General features: G+C 71.6%; 14 protein-coding genes. 5 read left to right on the top strand and 9 right to left on the bottom strand.

All coding sequences use genetic code 11. From position 1 onward, the window contains the following. Positions 1–7: 7 nt before the first annotated feature. The 6 genes from V2J63_RS03450 to V2J63_RS03425 all read right to left on the bottom strand — a co-directional run bounded on the left by V2J63_RS03450 (position 8) and on the right by V2J63_RS03425 (position 7,569). Positions 8–2,449: an immunoglobulin-like domain-containing protein gene (locus V2J63_RS03450; RefSeq protein ID WP_331229572.1), complete on the bottom strand. Its 2,442-nt coding sequence runs from the start codon at positions 2,447–2,449 to the stop codon at positions 8–10. A gap of 340 nt (positions 2,450–2,789) precedes the next feature. Continuing rightward, positions 2,790–3,524, bottom strand: coding sequence for an ABC transporter ATP-binding protein (locus V2J63_RS03445; RefSeq protein WP_331229571.1), 735 nt, complete (start codon positions 3,522–3,524; stop codon positions 2,790–2,792). After that, positions 3,514–4,293 carry an ABC transporter ATP-binding protein gene (locus V2J63_RS03440; RefSeq protein WP_331229570.1) on the bottom strand — a complete coding sequence of 260 codons (780 nt, stop codon included), beginning with the start codon at positions 4,291–4,293 and terminating at the stop codon, positions 3,514–3,516. Before V2J63_RS03440 ends, V2J63_RS03445 begins: the two co-directional genes overlap by 11 nt. After that, positions 4,286–5,437, bottom strand: coding sequence for a branched-chain amino acid ABC transporter permease (locus V2J63_RS03435; protein WP_331229569.1), 1,152 nt, complete (start codon positions 5,435–5,437; stop codon positions 4,286–4,288). Before V2J63_RS03435 ends, V2J63_RS03440 begins: the two co-directional genes overlap by 8 nt. Continuing rightward, positions 5,421–6,266 carry a branched-chain amino acid ABC transporter permease gene (locus V2J63_RS03430; protein ID WP_331229568.1) on the bottom strand — a complete coding sequence of 282 codons (846 nt, stop codon included), beginning with the start codon at positions 6,264–6,266 and terminating at the stop codon, positions 5,421–5,423. Before V2J63_RS03430 ends, V2J63_RS03435 begins: the two co-directional genes overlap by 17 nt. Positions 6,267–6,315: 49 nt before the next feature. After that, positions 6,316–7,569, bottom strand: a complete 1,254-nt coding sequence (locus V2J63_RS03425) for an amino acid ABC transporter substrate-binding protein (protein WP_331229567.1) — start codon at positions 7,567–7,569, stop codon at positions 6,316–6,318. 213 nt (positions 7,570–7,782) lie between these two features. On the opposite strand from V2J63_RS03425, the gene V2J63_RS03420 reads away from it, so the two are divergent. Next, on the top strand, positions 7,783–8,889 hold the full coding sequence (locus V2J63_RS03420; protein WP_331229566.1) for a LacI family DNA-binding transcriptional regulator: 1,107 nt from the start codon (positions 7,783–7,785) through the stop codon (positions 8,887–8,889). A 400-nt stretch (positions 8,890–9,289) separates the two neighbouring features. Here the strand turns inward: V2J63_RS03420 and V2J63_RS03415 are convergent, their stop codons facing one another. The 3 genes from V2J63_RS03415 to V2J63_RS03405 form a co-directional block, all read right to left on the bottom strand. After that, positions 9,290–10,096: a sugar phosphate isomerase/epimerase family protein gene (locus V2J63_RS03415; RefSeq protein ID WP_331229565.1), complete on the bottom strand. Its 807-nt coding sequence runs from the start codon at positions 10,094–10,096 to the stop codon at positions 9,290–9,292. A 28-nt stretch (positions 10,097–10,124) separates the two neighbouring features. Then, positions 10,125–11,288 carry a Gfo/Idh/MocA family protein gene (locus tag V2J63_RS03410; protein WP_331229564.1) on the bottom strand — a complete coding sequence of 388 codons (1,164 nt, stop codon included), beginning with the start codon at positions 11,286–11,288 and terminating at the stop codon, positions 10,125–10,127. 72 nt (positions 11,289–11,360) lie between these two features. After that, on the bottom strand, positions 11,361–12,371 hold the full coding sequence (locus V2J63_RS03405; RefSeq protein WP_331229563.1) for an amidohydrolase family protein: 1,011 nt from the start codon (positions 12,369–12,371) through the stop codon (positions 11,361–11,363). Positions 12,372–12,420: 49 nt separating this feature from the next. Between V2J63_RS03405 and V2J63_RS03400 the strand changes: the two genes are divergently transcribed. The 4 genes from V2J63_RS03400 (at position 12,421) to V2J63_RS03385 (ending at position 16,605) form a co-directional block, all read left to right on the top strand. Continuing rightward, complete coding sequence (locus tag V2J63_RS03400; protein ID WP_331229562.1) at positions 12,421–13,218, top strand: SDR family NAD(P)-dependent oxidoreductase; 798 nt, start codon at positions 12,421–12,423, stop codon at positions 13,216–13,218. A gap of 114 nt (positions 13,219–13,332) precedes the next feature. Further along, positions 13,333–14,901, top strand: coding sequence for an acyl CoA:acetate/3-ketoacid CoA transferase (locus V2J63_RS03395; RefSeq protein ID WP_331229561.1), 1,569 nt, complete (start codon positions 13,333–13,335; stop codon positions 14,899–14,901). Beyond that, on the top strand, positions 14,898–15,671 hold the full coding sequence (locus V2J63_RS03390) for an enoyl-CoA hydratase/isomerase family protein (RefSeq protein WP_331229560.1): 774 nt from the start codon (positions 14,898–14,900) through the stop codon (positions 15,669–15,671). The genes V2J63_RS03395 and V2J63_RS03390 overlap by 4 nt, the downstream gene beginning before the upstream one ends. Positions 15,672–15,756: 85 nt before the next feature. Continuing rightward, entirely contained in the window at positions 15,757–16,605 is an 849-nt protein-coding gene (locus tag V2J63_RS03385) for a shikimate dehydrogenase (protein WP_331229559.1), read from the top strand. The last annotated feature ends 79 nt before the right edge of the window (positions 16,606–16,684 follow it).

The following is a 16,684-nucleotide window of genomic DNA, read 5'->3' as shown; positions in this document are numbered from 1 at the left end:
TGCCTGGCTAGTCGCGCTGGGTGCTGCGGCGCAGGCGCACGGTGAGGAGCGCGGCGCCGAGCACGAGGAGCGCGAGGACCGTCATCGGCACGATCGCACCGACCTCCACGCCGGTCACGGGAAGGCGGTCCCCGTCCGAGCGGCCCGCGTCGTCGCCGTCGCCCAGCTGCCCGTCGCCGTCGTCGTCGTTACCGGGCCGACCGTCATCGTCACCGTCACCCGGCCGACCGTCGTCGTCACCGTCACCCGGCAGACCGTCGTCGTCACCGTCACCCGGCAGACCGTCGTCGTCACCGTCACCCGGCAGACCGTCGTCGTCACCGTCACCCGGCAGACCGTCGTCGTCACCGTCACCGTCGCCGTCACCGGGGACCGGTGCCGTCACCGTGACGACGCGCGTCGCGGTCGCGGTGTTGCCCGCCGAGTCGGAGACGGTGTACTCGAGGACGTACTCACCGGCGACCGACGTGTCGACGGCTCCGACCACGCTCACCTGGGCGGTGAGGTCACCGTCGATCGCGTCGACCGCCATGACCCCGCTCATCGGGTCGAACGCCTGGCCGACCTCGATCTCCGTCGCTGCGGGCAGCGTGAGGACGGGCTCGTCGGCGTCGGGGCGCTGGAGCGTCACCTGGTCGACGATGTCGAGGCCGTACACGTCGTACGTCGTGAGCGTGAGCGCGTTCTCCGAGATCTCGATGTTCGAGAAGTCGGGCGAGTAGTCCTGCTCCCAGAACGCCGTGTAGGGCTGGTCGCCCGTGCCGCCGGGGCTGTAGTAGTCGTAGAACTTGCTCGCGGTCGCGGAGTTGGCCGTCATGTAGAGGACCTGGCCCTCCGCGGGCGTCAGCACGTCACCCGGTGCCGGCGCCACGTCCGGGACGACGGGGGTGCCGCCCTCCATGAGGTAGCTGCGCGTGTGGATGTGGTCGTGGCCGGAGAGCACGAGGTTGACGCCGACGCGGGAGATGTCGTCCGTCAGCTTCTCCCGGATGTTGATGACGTTGCCGTCGTCGAGGTGGTTCGCCTGGCTGTAGGGCGCGTGGTGGAACGTGAGGATCGTCCAGTCGACGTCCCCCGCTGTCGTCACGGCGTCCTCGAGGAACTGCGCGTGCGCCTCGATGTCGCTGTCGGACGACCGGTTCGAGTCCAGCCCGACGTAGAGCACGTCGTTGTACGTGTACCAGTAGTCGCGCCCCGTCGCGCTGCCGTCGGTCGTCGAGTTCGGCTGGTTGAACTGCTGGTCGTAGGCGACGGAACCGGTGTCGTGGTTGCCGACGTTGACGGCGATCGGCAGCTGCCTGATCTCCTCCGGGTACATGAACTCGTCGTACTCCGCGACGCTGCCCGAGGCGTTGACCTGGTCACCCGTCGAGAGCAGGAAGTCCGAACCCGGGAAGAGGTTGGTCATCGTCGACATGGTCACCTCCCATGCCGCGCCGTCGCCCTCGACGCTGCCGTTGCCGCCGCTGCCGATCTGCGGGTCGCCGACCCACAGGACGTTGTAGTCCTTCGTGCCGAAGTCCTCGGTGGAGAACTCGAACGTGTCCGACCAGCGGCCCTCGTCGCTACCGACGCGGTAGACGTAGTCGGTGTCCTCGTCGAGCCCGGTGACGACGGCGTGGTGGTAGGTCTGACCGTTGAAGCCCGGGCCGCTCTCGGTGGTCGCGAACGTCGTCGCGGACTCGGCGGGGAAGTCCCCGTCCGTCGCGGGGGCGATCTGCACCGACTCGGTGACGCCGGAGACCGAGAACCACGCGAGGTTGACCTGCGTCTCGTCGGCGCCGACGTGGAGGCTGACGTTGGAGACGACGGGCGGCGGGGGCGGCACGACGTCCGTCGCGACGAGCGAGCGCCACTCGAAGTAGACGTCCGAGCTCGACGCGGACCGGTTGTGGACCGACACCGCGATCGTGTTCTCACCCTCGGTGAACAGCGCCGGGTCGAGGGACGCGGTCTCCTGCGTCATGTCGTTGCTCTGGTCGTGGCTGTACTGGAGGTTCGTCGCCGTGTCGAGGTCGGACACCGTCGTGGTGCGGTACGCCTCCTCGCCGTTGACGTAGAGGATCGCCCCGTCGTCGTAGGCGAACGTGGCGTCGAAGGCGGTCGCCCCCTCGAGGTCGGACGCGTCGAGGGTGACGTCTGTGCGCAGGAAGTAGGTGGGGATGTTGTCGCCGCTGTCGTAGGCGCGCTGCCACGGCGTCGTGATCGTCGTCGACGGCTCGACCCCGAAGGAGCCGGAGCCGCTCTCCCAGGCTGCGTCGTCGAACGCGGCGTCCGAGGCGGTCCACGCGAGGTTGTCGGCGTACCCGGTGGCCGGGTCCGTGCCGGCGTCCCAGTACTGCCAGGTGCTGCCCGGGTCGAGCAGCACGTCACCGATCGCGGCTGAGGCCGGCCCGGCGATGGTGAGGACGGGCGCGACGAGCCCGAGTGCGAGCGTGCCGAGTGCCACTCGCCCGGCAAGGGAGCAACGCTTCAAGGGGGAACCTCCGGTGGATGCGGGTCCGGCGCAGGCACCAGCCGTCGCGCCGAGAACGGTCACCGCACACACAAGCGGAGCGGAGCGTGCAGCAGGGAAACCCCGCACGACTCACAGAAGGCACGCATGTGAACAGTGAGCGAGGCCGTCGCCGCGGCCTGTCCGGGCCCCTTCCGACCCCCGGAAGGCCTGGAAGGCCCGGATCGGTCTCACCGCACCGGGGTGGTCCACCCGCCCTACGCAGAAGCTCCGGAGCGGATCACCCCCGCAGACGCGGCGTGATCCACTCCGGAGCGTGGAGCGGTACGGCAGGTCAGGCCGCCGGGCGGCCTCCGAGGTAGAGGTCGCTCAGCTTCGGGTCGGCGAGGAGCTCGGCCGCGGGGCCGCTCGCGAAGACCCGGCCGAGGTCGAGCACACAGCCGATGTCCGCCATCTCGAGCGCGCGGCGGGCGTTCTGCTCGACGAGCAGCACCGCCACCCCCGCGTCACGCATGCGGGCCACCTGCTGGAACACCGTCGTCACACGCTTGGGGTCGAGCCCCATCGACGGCTCGTCGAGGAGGACGACGTCGGGCCTCACCATGAGCGCCCGGGCGAACTCGACCTGCTTCTGCTGGCCTCCCGAGAGGAGCCCTGCCGTCGACGTCCACCGCTCCCCGACGACGGGGAAGACGGTCTTGACGAAGTCGCACCGCTCGCTCAGGGACGACTGGTCGGCCACCGTGTACCCGCCGAGCATGACGTTCTCCTCGACCGTCATCTCCCGGAAGACGCTGTGCCCCTGGAGCACGTGGGACAGGCCGTTGCGGAGGAGCTCCTGCGGGCCGCGGCCCGTGACCTCCTTCCCGCCGAGGATCACCCGGCCGCCGCGTGGCTTGAGCAGCCCGCTCGCGACCTTGAGGACCGTCGACTTCCCGGCACCGTTGGGACCGACGAGGCAGACGACCTCGCCCTTGCGGACCTGGACGGAGAGCCCGCGCAGGACGAGCGCGGCCTTGCCGTATCCGGCTTCGATGTCCTCGAGCTCGAGGACGACGTCAGACGCCAAGGTAGGCCTCCAGGACTCGCGGGTCGGACTGGATGACGTCGGCCGTGCCGGTGGCGATGGGGGCGCCCCGGTCGAACACGACGATGTGGTCGCACAGCTTCATGATGAGCTCCATGTTGTGCTCGACGATGAGGAACGTCGTCCCCTCGCGGTTGAGCTCGGTGACGAGCACGGCGATCCGCTCGATGAGCGAGGGGTTCACCCCGCCCGCCGGCTCGTCGAGCATGACGAGCGGCGGGTCCGACATGAGGGTCGACCCGAGCTCGAGCAGCTTCTGCTGGCCGTAGGAGATGTCGCGGGCCTCGGAGTTCTCGAGGTGGTCGATGCCGACGCGGTGGAGCATCTCGCGGGCGCGGGCGACCATCTCCCGGTTCCGGGGCAGCTCCATCTGCTGGGCGATCGACTCGGGCTGGACCGAGACGAGCATGTTCTCCAGGACGGTCATCCGGGGGAACACCCGGCACAGCTGGAAGCTGCGGCCGAGGCCCGCCCGGGCGATCCGGTGCGGCGCCCAGCCGGTGACGTCCTTGCCACGCAGGAAGACCTTGCCGGAGTCCGGCTTGATCATGCCCGTGACGCAGTTGAAGAACGTCGTCTTGCCTGAGCCGTTGGGGCCGATGAGCCCGTTGACCTTCCCCTCGAGGAAGCTCACGCTCGCGTTGTTGACCGCGTGCACCCCGCCGAAGGACTTCGTCAGCCCCTCGGTGCGGAGCACCGCCGTCGCCGTGTCGGTCGTCGTCGTGCCGGCCGTGCCGGTGGCTCTAGCCACGGTCGTCCTCCATCCCCTGCTCGTCCTGGACCTGCTCGGGCTTGGCCAGCCCTGCCTTCTCGGCCTTCTCGGCCTCGCGTGCGTCACGGAGCTGCTCCGCCGACTGCTCCCGGATCGACGCCGCCTGTGGTTTGAAGCGCCCGATGAGCTGGGCCACCCCCGTGAGCACGCCGTCCGGGACGAAGAGGACGACGGCGGCGAGGAGCAGGCCGGTCGCGACGAGGTGGAACTGGGTCTCCCCGAAGTTGAGGAGGAAGTACTCCAGCGCCGCACCGACGATGACCGCGCCGACGAGCGGGCCGAAGAGGTACCGGATCCCGCCGAGCAGCGCCATGAGGACGATCTGGGCGGAGAGGACGACGTCGAACTGGAAGATCGGGTCGAGGTCGCCGAACCAGAGGCCGTACAGGCCGCCGGAGAGGCTGACGAAGAAGGCGGAGACGGCGAACGCCACCAGCTTCATCTTCCCGGTCGCCACGCCGAGGGACTCGGCCTTGTCCTCGTCCTCACGGACCGCCTTGAGCGCCGCGCCGAACCGCGAGTGGTCGATGAGCATCCACACGAGCAGGACGACGACGAGGAGCGCGAGGAAGAGGAAGTAGAAGACGAGGTGGTGCTCGGGCCGGAGCAGGTCCGGGAACGGGCGGGGCACGACGAGGCCGTTCGACCCGCCCGTCACGTCGCGCCAGCTCTGGAAGACGAGCTGGAGGACGAGGACGAGCGCGATCGTCACGATGACGAAGGACGCCCCCCGCACCCGCAGGGCCGCGAAGCCCACCGGGATGGCGATGACGAGGGTGCCGACGGCCGCGACGAGCAGCGCGACGAAGCTCGGGACGTCCCAGTTGATGACGAGCAGCGCCGTCCCGTAGGCACCCAGCCCGAAGAACGCCGTGTGCCCGAGCGAGATGTACCCGGTGAAGCCGCCCATGATGTTCCACGCCGTGGCGAACACCGCGAAGTTGAGGACGATGACGCCCGCGCTGAGCATGTACGGGTTGTCCGCGATGAGCGGCCACAGGGCGAGCACACCGGCGACGAGCGCGATGATGATCGTGGGCTTGAGGCGCCCGGGCCTTCCGCCGCCGGCTGCCGCGGACCGAGCCGCCGTGCGCTCGGCCCGAGTCTCAGAAACGCTGCGCAAGGCGACCTCCGAAGAACCCCTGCGGCCGGACCATGAGGGTCAGGAACAGGGCGAGATAGAAGATGGTCTGGGCCCACGTCGGGCCGAGCGGGATCTCGAGCATGAGCCGGACCACGCCCAGGACCAGCGCGGCGAGCGCCGCACCGGGGATGCTCCCTAGTCCGCCGACGACGATGATCGCCATGAGCGGGCCGATCCAGTGCCAGTGCAGCGACGGGTAGATCGTCGCCTGCAGCGAGAGCGCCGCGCCGCCGACCGCCGCCGTCGCCAGGCCCAGCCCGAAACCGAAGCCGGCGATCTTCCCGGTGTCGATGCCGACGAGCTGGGCGGCCTCGCGGTGCTGGATCGTCGCGCGCAGCGCCCGGCCGAACCGCGTCTTCTTGAGCAGGAGGTAGAGGATGACGAGGCTGACGGTCGCCAGGGCGAACGAGATGATCTGGACGACCGGGATCTGCGCCCCGAAGAACTCCACGCTCGAGGTGCCGTACGGCAGGTTGATCCGGCGCTGCGTGCCCGAGAACACGAGGCCGAGGAGGCCCTCGATGATGAGTGCGATGGCGAAGGTGAGCAGCACCGACATCATCGTCATCGTCGCGGGCCGCAGCCGTGCCAGCAGGTAGCGCTGCATGGCGAACCCGAGCACGAAGAAGAGCGGGATCGTGATGACGAGCGAGATCATCGGGTCGAGCCCGGTGAGCGTGGCGAAGCGCCACGCGATGTACGCGGACAGGATGATGAAGGCCGAGTGCGCCAGCATCACCACCCGCATGATGCCGAAGTAGAGGGTGAGGCCCGCTGCTAGGAGGGCATAGAGCCCTCCTAGCAGCACGCCCAGGATCAGGCTCTGGAAGAGCAGTGCACCTGAGACCACTGTCGGGTCACCACTCCGGCTTGGGGTAGACGAGCTCGGCCTGGGCGGTGTCCTCCGGCAGGACGATCTGGATCTCACCATCCGTGTACTGCAGGATCATGTGGGCCCCGTTCGGGCGCCCCGCCTCGTCCCACGCGAGCGGTCCGACGACAGTGTCGACGGTGTTCTCGTGGAGCCAGTCGATGAGCTGCTGCTGGCACTCCGTGCTCGGGTCGGCGCAGCCGACGGCCTCGACGGCGGCCTGGACGACCTGGCCGGTCGTGTAACCGTTGGCCTCGTCCTCCTGCGGGTCCATGCCGTGGAGCTCGTTGTGCACCTCGATGAACTCCGCGTTCGAGGGCCACTCGGCCGCGAGGGAGTACCCCGTGGGCGAGAGGATCCCGTCGACGGCGCCACCGATTGCCTCGGGGAACTCCGGGTTGGTCGGAGCGGTCGAGAAGGCGGCCAGGCGCGGCTGGTAGTCGAGCTGCTGCAGCGCGAGGATGAGGTTGACCGCGTCCTGGTAGAGCGTGCCGCCCACGAGGAGGTCCGGGTCGGCGTCGGCGATCTGGGCGGCGATGGCGCTCATGTCGGTCGCGTTCGGCGGGTAGACCTCGTCGACGACGACCTCGACGCCGCCCTCGGCGAGCGCGTCGCGCAGGCCGTAGGCGGTGCCCTGGGCGAACGGGTCGTCCATGGACGTGACGGCCATCGTCTGGGGGCGCTCGTCTTCGGGCATCGCGAGGATGTACTCGGCGAGGTGGTTGTAGTGGTCCGGCGCGATCGCCGGGGCCGCGTAGAAGATGTTCTCGAAGCCGTTCTCGAAGACCTCCGCCGCTGCCGCCGCCGGCTCGACGAAGAGCATCCCGTACTCCGACGCCACGCGGGAGGCGGGGACGACGAGGCGGGTGGAGAACGGGCCGAAGAGCAGGTCGACCTCCTCCTGGGCGATGAGCGACTCGTAGTCGGAGACGACGCGGGCGGCGTCCGAGGCGTCGTCGAGCACGAGGAGCTCGACCTGGCGCCCGAGCAGGCCCCCGTTGTTGTTGACCTGCTCGACCCATGCGTCGTAGCCCCGCTGGACCCCCTTGCCGGGCTCGGCGAAGTCGCCGGTGAGCGGCAGGGAGACGCCGATGCGGATGGGGTCGTCCGACCCCTCGCCCCCGGTGCTCGTACCACCGCCCGTGGCGTCCTCGTCCCCGCCACCGGATCCACATGCTCCTAGCGCCAGGAGCGACACGGCGCCCACTGCGCCCCAGCGCGCCAACGTCCTTGTCGACATACGTCCTCCTCCATTGGTCCGGACCACGCTTCGAAAGCGCTTTCAGCAAGGTAGACGCCCCGGCCTGCGCCGCGCAAGGGGTTTTCGGTAACTTTAGTGACACGGGTCACCCCGCGCGGCCCCGTTGGTCGTCCTCACGGGCTGCCTGAGCAGAGTTTTGCGCGGACGGTTGAAAGCGCTTTCGTCCTCCCTGTAGGCTCCGACGCTCCGACGGTGTCAAGGTGGAGCACCCGCACCGCGCCGGAGCGGGCGGAACCGACGAAGGAGCAGTGGGTGGCGCCAGAGCGCAAGGTGGAGTTCCGGCCCGTCCGGCTCGTCGACGTGGCCGAGCACGCCGGCGTCTCGCTCGCGACGGCCTCGCGCGTCCTCAACTCCGAGCGCCCGTACGGCGGCCGCGCGCTCCTGCGCGAGCGCGTCCTCGCCTCCGCCGCGGAGCTCGGCTACGAGCCCAACCCGCACGCGCGGGCCCTCGCCAGCTCGACGTCGACGACGATCGGCCTCGTCGTCCACGACATCCGGGACGCCTACTTCGCCCTCATCGCCGGCGCGGTCGTCAGCGCCGCCGAGGAGCACGGCATGTTCGTCACGATCGTCTCGACCTACCGTGACCCCGCGCAGGAGGTGAAGTACCTCAAGGTGCTCCGCGCACAGCGCCCGCGCGCCATCATCCTCGCCGGCAGCGGCTTCACGAACCGGACGAGCCACGGGCCGATCCAGGCCGAGCTCGCGCGCTTCGAGGAGACGGGCGGGGTCGTCGTCACGCTCGGGCGCCAGGACGTCGGGCACACCATCAGCGTGGGCAACGAGGACGGCGCGTACCAGCTCGCCCACGCGCTCGTCGACCTCGGCCACCGCGACTTCGCCGTCGCCACGGGGCCCGCGCGCCTAACGACCGTGCGCGACCGGCTGGCCGGGTTCCGCCGCGGTCTTTCCGAGCGCGGGATCGAGCTCGACGCGTCCGCCGTCCTCAACGGCGACGCCACCCGGGACAGCGGGTTCCAGATGGCGACCGCGATCGCGGGCCGCACGACGCTGCCGACGTGCGTCTTCGGCTCGTTCGACGTCGTGGCCGCCGGCCTCGTCGCCGGCTTCCGGGACGCCGGGATCGACGTGCCGGGGACGATCTCGGTCGCCGGCTTCGGTGACATCCCCGTCGCCACCGACATCACGCCCGCGCTCACGAGCGTCAGCCTCCCGCTCGAGCTCGTCGGGAGGCAGGCCGTCGACCTCGCGCTGTCGGAGGAGCCGAACGTCCGACGCACGGTCTCCTTCGCGGGCGAGGTCGTCATGCGGGAGAGCACCGCTCCGCCGCGCGCCTGACGCACCGCCGTCCCAGCCGGCCCCGTCCAGTGCACGTGCGGCCGCCCCCGACGGCCCCAGCGGCCGGGCGGCCGGACGGTGGCCGCCCGGCGCACCGACGGCCAAGCCCACCCCACCGCCCGCCCGCCAGCAGCGCTTCCACGCCACCCCCGCCCAGCCCTCCCGTCTCGACGTCCCCAGCTCTTGTGCCCCTCGACATGCGCTGTGCCCCTGGTCTACCAGGGGCGCTCGGCGTGTCGAGGCGCACCGACTCCTGGTAGGGAGCAGCGAGGCCAGGTACGGCGCCCAGACCTCCAGGCCGGCGGGGCGGGACGCCAGTCGTCTGGGCGGGGCCGCCGGCGCGGCGAGGCGGGGCCGCCGGTGGGGGCGGGGCGCCCGGCGGCCTGGCGCCCCGACCGCCTCAGACCACCGCGAAGGACGCGGCGACGGCGGCGAGGACGTCGTCGGGGTCGCGGGACCAGATCTCCTCGTTGAAGATCTCCACCTCGATCGGCCCGGAGTACCCGGCCCGGGCGACGGCCCCCGTCATCGACGCGAAGTCGATGACGCCGTCGCCGGGGATGCCGCGCCCGAACGTGGGGTGCGGCTGCGGGACGAGCCAGTCGCACACCTGGTAGCTGATGACCCGCTCTCCGGCCCGCTCGATCGCAGCCGCGAGCCGGGGGTCCCACCACACGTTGTAGGAGTCGACGGCTACCCCGAGGGCCGGGCTGGCGATCTCGTCGAGCATGTCGAGGGCCTGGTCGAGGGTGACGACGACGCACCGGTCCGCCGTCATCGACGGGTGCAGCGGCTCGAGCGCCAGGGCCACCCCCGCCTCCTGGGCGAGCGGTGCCATCGCGGCGAGCCCCTCGAGCGCCTTCCGGCGGGCGCCGGGCAGGTCGTTGTCCGCCCCGAGCGCACCGCAGACGATGTAGAGACAGTCGGCGCCGACGGTGTGCGCGATCTCGATCGCCCGCTTGTTGTCGTCGCTCACCCCGTCGCCGGCGCCCGCGCCGGTGAAGAACCCCGCGCGGCAGATGCTCGAGACGGCGAGGTCGTGCTGGCTCAGCAGCTCGACCGTGCGGGGCAGGCCGGCCTCCTCGACCTTGTCCACCCACAGCCCGATCCCGCCGATCCCGTGCCGTGCGAGCCCGGCGGCGGCCTGCTCGAGGGTCCAGTCGCGCACGGTGATCTGGTTGATGCTCAAGCGGGCGATGTCCGCCATGAGTCCTGCCTCTCTACGCCGACGCGGGTCAGGACTGGGGGATCTCGAGCTCCGGCACGTCGATCCAGCGACGCTCCTCGACCGACTGCAGCGCCAGCTCGGCCAGCTGGACGCCCTTCGCGCCCTCGAGGAGGTCCCAGGGGAAGTCCGCCTGGCCGCCGACGACGTACTTGAGGAACATCTCCCACTGCACCTTGAAGGCGTTCTCGAACACGCCGTTGTCCGGCACGTCCTCCCACCCGGCGCGGAAGTCGATGGGGCTGGGGATGTCCGGGTTCCACACGGGCATCGGCGTCGTCGCCCGCGACTGCACCTTGCAGTCCCGCAGCCCGGCGATGGCGCTGCCGAGCGTCCCGTCGAGCTGCCACTCCGCGATCTCGTCGCGGTAGGGGCGCGTGGCCCACGACGTCGTGAACTGCGCGACGACGTCGGAGTCGAACTTGAACATGCCGTACGCGGCGTCCTCGGCGGTGGCGGTGAACTCGTTGCCGTTCTCGTCCCACCGCTTGGGCAGGTGGACCTGCGCGTGGCAGAACACCGAGCGCACGGGGCCGAGCAGGTTGTCGAGCACGTACCGCCAGTGCGGGTACATGTCGAGGATGAGGCCGCCGCCGTCCTCCTTGCGGGAGTTCCACGAGGGGCGGTTGATCGGCTGCCAGTCCCCCTCGAACACCCAGTAGCCGAAGTTGAGGCGCAGACTGACGAGGTCACCGAAGAAGCCGCCGTCGATGAGACGCTTGAGCTTCTGGATCCCCGGGAGGAAGAGCTTGTCCTGGACGACGCCCGTCTTGACGCCGGCGTCCCGCGCGAGGCGCGCGAGCTCCAGCGCGTCCCCGAGCGAGGTGGCCGTGGGCTTCTCGCAGAAGATGTGCTTGCCGGCCGCGATGGCCTGGGTGATGGCGTCGTAGCGGCGCTGCGTCGTCTGGGCGTCGAAGTAGATCTGGTCCTCGGGGTTGGCGAGCGCCTCGTCGAGGTTCGTCGTCCACCGCTCGATCCCGTACCGCTCCGCGAGGTCCGCGAGCTTGTCCGGGTTGCGCCCGACGAGGATCGGGTCGACGACGATCCGCCGCCCGTCGCCGAGGTCGATACCGCCCTGGTCCCGGATCGCCACGATCGAGCGCTCGAGGTGCTGGCGCGTGCCCATCCTGCCCGTGACGCCGTTCATGATGATGCCGAGACGGATGTCGTCCATCGATCCACTCCAATGTGTGTCGGGGGTCACGCCGTTATGAAAGCGCTTTCTATCGCGCCGCCGCGCGGCCTGTCAACCCTCGCGCCCACCGCGGGCATGATCGACATCGGCGAGGACGCGCTCGAGGGTGCCGCCGAGGATCGCGGCGCGGGCGTGCGGCGCGAGGCCGGCGAGGGCGTCGACCCTCCCGACGGGGTCCGGGTCCCCCGTGGGGAACGGGAAGTCGCTGCCGAGGAGGAGCCGGTCGTCCCCAGCGAACTCACGCAGCCAGCCGAGCGCCCTGACGTCATGGGTGAGGGTGTCGAAGTAGAGGTCGGCAAGCTGGGACGACGGCGCCCGACCGGGCTGGTCGGCGCCCCACAGCGCGTCCAGCCTCCCGGCGAGGACGGGCAGCGCCCCACCGCCGTGGACGACGCAGAGGCGCAGGTCAGGCCCGCCTTCGAGGACCCCCGCACGCAACATCCCGGCGACGGCGACGGTGCTCTCGAGCGGTGTCCCGACGAGGTCACCCGTGCCGGCCGGCACGGTCCGGTCCGCGGCCACGGGCCGGTACGGGTGGAGCATGAGCAGCGCCCGCCGGCGCCGCGCCGCCTCCCACAACGGCGCCAGCGCCGCGTCGGCGAGGTCGAGCCCGACGCCGGACGTCGTCAGCAGCGCGCCGCACATCCCGAGCGCGGCGACGACACGCTCGAGCTCCGCCGCCGCGGCCTCGCCGTCGTGGAGCGGCAGCATGCCCATCGCGACGAGCCGCCCCGGCGCCGTCGCGACCTCCTCCGCGAGGGCGTCGTTGACCCGGCGCACGTGCGCGAGCGCCTCCGCCGGCGGCAGACCCGCGGGCTGGAGCTCCACCCAGGGCGAGACCACCTGGACGTCGACCCCGGCGCGGTCCATCGCGGCCAGGCGCGTCCCGACGTCGGCCAGAGCACGTGGGACCGGCGGCGTCTCCCGGGAACCGACGCGTACGCGGGGCTGCCCGCCGGCCTGGGCGGTGACGAGCGCGGCGGGCACGATGTGGGCGTGGACGTCGTAGACCCGCCGCAGTTCGTCGACTGGTGTGGGGGAGGCTATTGCGTCGTAGGTCACACCGTGGGAGCCTACACAGACTGAAAGCGCTTCCACGAAAGTAGCCCCGATGACGACGACGTCTCCCCCGCCCGCTCCCGCCCCCTCGACCGGAACCGGCTCCCTCGCCGGCCGGGTCGTGCTCGTCACGGGTGGCGGCACCGGCCTCGGCCGGTGCGTCGCCCTGGCGGTGGCGGCCGCCGGCGGCGACGTCGCGCTGACGTACTACACGAGCGAGGACTCGGCGGAGCGGACCGCGGAGGAGGCGCGCGCCCTCGGGGTGCGGTGCGAGGTCCGCCCGTGCGACGTCCGTGAGCGCGCCGACGTCCACGGCGCCGTCGCCTGGGCGGAGGAGCGCTTCGGACGCATCGACGGGCTCGTCAACAACGCCGGCGTCATGCCCGAGCACCCGTTCCTCGAGATCACCGAGGAGCAGTGGGACGACGTCATGCGCACCGACCTCACCGGTGCCTTCTTCGCCAGCCAGGCCGTCATCCCCGTCATGCTCGGCAACGGCGGCGGCTCGATCGTCAACATCGCCTCCCGCCTCGGCCAGGTCGGCTGGCCGAGGGTCGCCCACTACGCGGCAGCGAAGGCGGGCTCGATCGCGCTCGCGAAGTCGATCTCCCGGGAGTTCGGGCAGCAGGGCATCCGCGCCAACGCCGTCTCCCCCGGCGTCATGAACACGGACATGGGGCGCACGGTCATGGAGGGCGAGGTCGGGCGCAAGCGGATGGCCGAGCTGCCGCTGGGCCGCTTCGCCGAGCCCGAGGAGGTCGCCGAGTCCGTCGTCTTCCTCCTCTCCGACGCCGGTGCCCTCTTCCTCGGCCAGACGCTGTGCCCCAACGCCGGCGGCCTCATGCCGTAGCGCCCGTCCTGGGCCGACGGCGCCCGAGGAGCGCGCGGCGCTGTCCCCGGGATCAGCCCCCGCGACGTCCGGCACGGAACACCCAGAACCCTACGAACAAGGAAAGAGCGAGCGATGAACCTCCTGACGGTGGACGAGGCCGTACGTCTCGTCCGCGACGGCGACGCCCTGTGGATCGGCGGGTCCGGTGCGGGGCACGCCGTGCCGCAGGCCTTCATCGACGCGCTGGCGGCCCATTTCGCGGCCGAGGCGTCGCCGCGCGGCCTGACGACCGTGCGCGTCGTCGGCGTCGGTGACTTCGCCGACCGCGGCATGTCCCAGCTCGCGCTGCCAGGGCTCCACGCCCGCACGATCGGCAGCAACATCGGCAACGAGCCCCGCCTCGGCGCCATGGTGCGAGCCAACCAGCTCGAGGCGTACTCGTTCCCGCAGGGCGTGCTCTCGGCCCTCACCCGTGAGATGGCCGCGGGCCGGCCCGGGCTCGTCACCGACGTCGGCCTCGGCACGTACGTCGACCCGCGCCAGACGGGCGGCCGGCAGAACGACACGACGACGACCGAGCTCGTCGAGGTCGTCGAGCTCGCCGGGCGCGAGTGGCTGTTCTTCCCCGCGCTGCCGATCGACGTCGCCGTCATCCGGGCGAGCACGGCGGACGAGGACGGGAACCTCACGATGGAGCACGAGGCCGTCCACAGCGACGCGCTCGCGCTCGCGATGGCGGCCCACAACAACGGCGGCATCGTCATCGCCCAGGTGGGCGCGCTCGCGCAGCGCCACAGCCTGCGTCCCCGGGACGTGCGCGTCCCGGGCGCGCTCGTCGACCACGTCTACGTCGACCCCGACCAGCGCCAGACCTACGCCACGGCGTACTCCCCGTACTACGCCGGCCTGCTCCGCCGGCCCGACCCCGCGCCGTCCGCCGCGGACGCCCTCGACGTGCGCCAGGTCATCGCGCGCCGCTCGCTGCTCGAGTTCGCACCCGGTGACATCTGCAACCTCGGCTACGGCGTGAGCCAGCACATCGGCGAGATCGCCGCCCGGGAGGGCATCACGGGCGCGCTCACCCTCACGGTCGAGCAGGGGATCTTCGGCGGCGCCCCGGCCGGCGGGCCCGACGGCGGCGCCGGGGTCAACTTCCAGGCGATGCTCGAGCAGCCGTCGATGTTCGACTTCTACGACGGCGGCGGGCTCGACATCGCGAGCCTGTCCTTCGCCGAGGTGGACGCCGAGGGCAACGTCAACGTCCACGCCTTCGACGAGCGGCCCCGCGGCCCGGGCGGCTTCATCAACATCGCGAACCGGACGAAGCGCCTGTGCTTCGTCGGCACGCTCACCGCCCGGGGCCTGTCCGCACGGGTGAGCGACGGCCGGCTCGAGATCGTCCAGGAGGGCAGCCAGCGCAAGTTCGTCCCCCGGGTGAAGGAGATAAGCTTCAACGCCACGATGGCGCGCGCGCGCGGCCAGCAGGTCCGCTACATCACCGAGCGGGCCGTCTTCGCGCTCGGTGAGAACGGCCTCGTCCTCATCGAGGTGGCCGAGGGGCTCGACGTCGAACGGGACGTCCTCGCCCACCTCGGCTTCCGGCCCGAGGTCTCCACCGACCTCGCCGTCATGGACCCACGCATCTTTCGGGCGGGCGCCATGGGCCTGGCCGCCGACTTCGCACGGAAGGCCCAGGCATGACCGCCCTTCTCGAGCTCACCCTCGGCACCCGCTGCGAGATCACGCTCGCGAACCCCCCGCTCAACGTCGTCAGCCATGAGCTCACGGTCCAGCTCCGCGCGGCGCTCAAGGAGGTCGCCGCGCACCCCGAGGCGCGCGTCCTCGTCCTCACCGGTGCCGGCGGCCGCGCCTTCTGCGCCGGCTCGGACATCGCCGAGTTCGAGGCGCTCCACCGGCGCGCCGCCGAGGACAAGCTCCTCCTCGAGAAGCTCGTCTACCGCCAGCTCGCGCGGCTGGCGATCCCGACGATCGCCGCGATCGAGGGGCACGCGCTGGGCGGCGGGCTCGAGCTCGCCCTCTCGTGCGACCTCCGCGTGGCGAGCGAGCAGTCGAAGCTCGGGATGCCCGAGCTCAAGCTCGGCGTCCTGCCCGGCAGCGGCGGCACCCAGCGCCTCGCGCGCGTCGTCGGCCTCGCCCGCGCCAAGGAGCTCATCCTCCTCGGCGAGGTCGTCACCGCCGAGCGCGCCGAGCAGATCGGGCTCGTCAACCGTGTGGCGCCGCGTGGGAGCGCTCTCGACGTCGCCCGCGAGCTCGCCGACACCATCGCGAGCCGGGGGCCCCGCGCCGCCCGCCTCGCCAAGTGGCTCATCGACTCCTCCCTCGACCGCACCCTCGACGAGGGCCTCGCGCTCGAGCTCGACGCGTCCGAGGACGTCTTCGACAGCGAGGACATGCTCGAGGGCGCCCGCGCGTTCCGCGAGAAGCGCACGCCCCGGTTCACCGGCCACTGACCCACGACCGCTCGACATCCACCTGCGCGCCCACTCGACCGCTCAACCCGCTCACCGCTGAACACCGACCACTGAGGAGCCCTCCATGCGCCGAGCCGCACTCTTCGGCCTGCCGCTCAACCGCCGTCACTCCCCCGCCATGCACAACGCCGCCTTCGCGGCCTTCGGCATCGACGGCGAGTACGTCCTGCGCGAGCTCACCGCGGACGAGCTCCCGGCCGAGGTGGAGCGGGCGCGGGCGGAGCGGTGGTTCGGCTTCCAGATCACCGCGCCGCACAAGCAGGCGATCATGGCGCTCCTCGACGAGGTCGAGCCCGTGGCCGCCGCGATCGGCGCCGCGAACTGCGTCGAGGTGAGGCCCGACGGCCGCCTCGTCGGGTTCAACACTGACGTCCTCGGGTTCATGGCGGGCCTCGCGCCGGTGCTCACCCGGCCGCTCGCGGGCTCTCACGTCGTCATCGCGGGCTCGGGCGGCGCGGCACGCTCGGCGGTCTACGGCATCGCGGGCGAGCGGCCCGCGCACATCACGATCGTCGCCCGGCGGCTCCCGGGGGCGCAGCGCCTCGCGGACGAGTACGCGGCACTTGCCCCGATCGAGGCGATGGCGCTCGACGACGACGCCCTCGACGACCGCCTCGGCGCGGCGGACCTGTTCGTCAACGCGACGACGGTCGGCATGCTCAGCGTCGGTCCGGTCGTGCCGGTGACGTCCCTCAAGCCGGGGGCGGCGGTGTACGACATCGTCTACGTCCCGCGCGAGACCGAGCTCCTGCGTCAGGCGCGCGCCGCCGGCCACCCGGTCGCGAACGGGGAGAACATGCTCGTCCACCAGGCGGCGGTCACGTTCTCCCGGTGGACCGGTGCGCCGGACCCGACGGCGATCATGCGCGCGGCGGCCGAGCCGCTCTTCGCCGACCCCGACGCGAGGCCGTAGCCCCGGGCGCGGTCGGCGCCACGCCCCGCGGTCCGTCGGCCCCGCACCACGCCCCGCGGGTCGGCGGTCCGCACGACGC

Origin of the sequence: Georgenia wangjunii (assembly GCF_036421975.1) — a bacterium.
GTDB classification, from domain to species: domain Bacteria; phylum Actinomycetota; class Actinomycetes; order Actinomycetales; family Actinomycetaceae; genus Georgenia_A; species Georgenia_A wangjunii.
Note: the sequence above shows the minus strand (reverse complement) of the source record. Positions and strands in the feature narration are given on the sequence as shown.

Excerpts from the sequence above, each read along its gene's own strand:
- V2J63_RS03410 (WP_331229564.1), bottom strand. The coding sequence starts at position 11,288 with ATGGACGACATCCGTCTCGGCATCATCATGAACGGCGTCACGGGCAGG.
- V2J63_RS03390 (WP_331229560.1), top strand. The coding sequence starts at position 14,898 with ATGACCGCCCTTCTCGAGCTCACCCTCGGCACCCGCTGCGAGATCACG.
- V2J63_RS03395 (WP_331229561.1), top strand. The coding sequence starts at position 13,333 with ATGAACCTCCTGACGGTGGACGAGGCCGTACGTCTCGTCCGCGACGGC.
- V2J63_RS03400 (WP_331229562.1), top strand. The coding sequence starts at position 12,421 with ATGACGACGACGTCTCCCCCGCCCGCTCCCGCCCCCTCGACCGGAACC.
- V2J63_RS03385 (WP_331229559.1), top strand. The coding sequence starts at position 15,757 with ATGCGCCGAGCCGCACTCTTCGGCCTGCCGCTCAACCGCCGTCACTCC.
- V2J63_RS03425 (WP_331229567.1), bottom strand. The coding sequence starts at position 7,569 with ATGTCGACAAGGACGTTGGCGCGCTGGGGCGCAGTGGGCGCCGTGTCG.
- V2J63_RS03415 (WP_331229565.1), bottom strand. The coding sequence starts at position 10,096 with ATGGCGGACATCGCCCGCTTGAGCATCAACCAGATCACCGTGCGCGAC.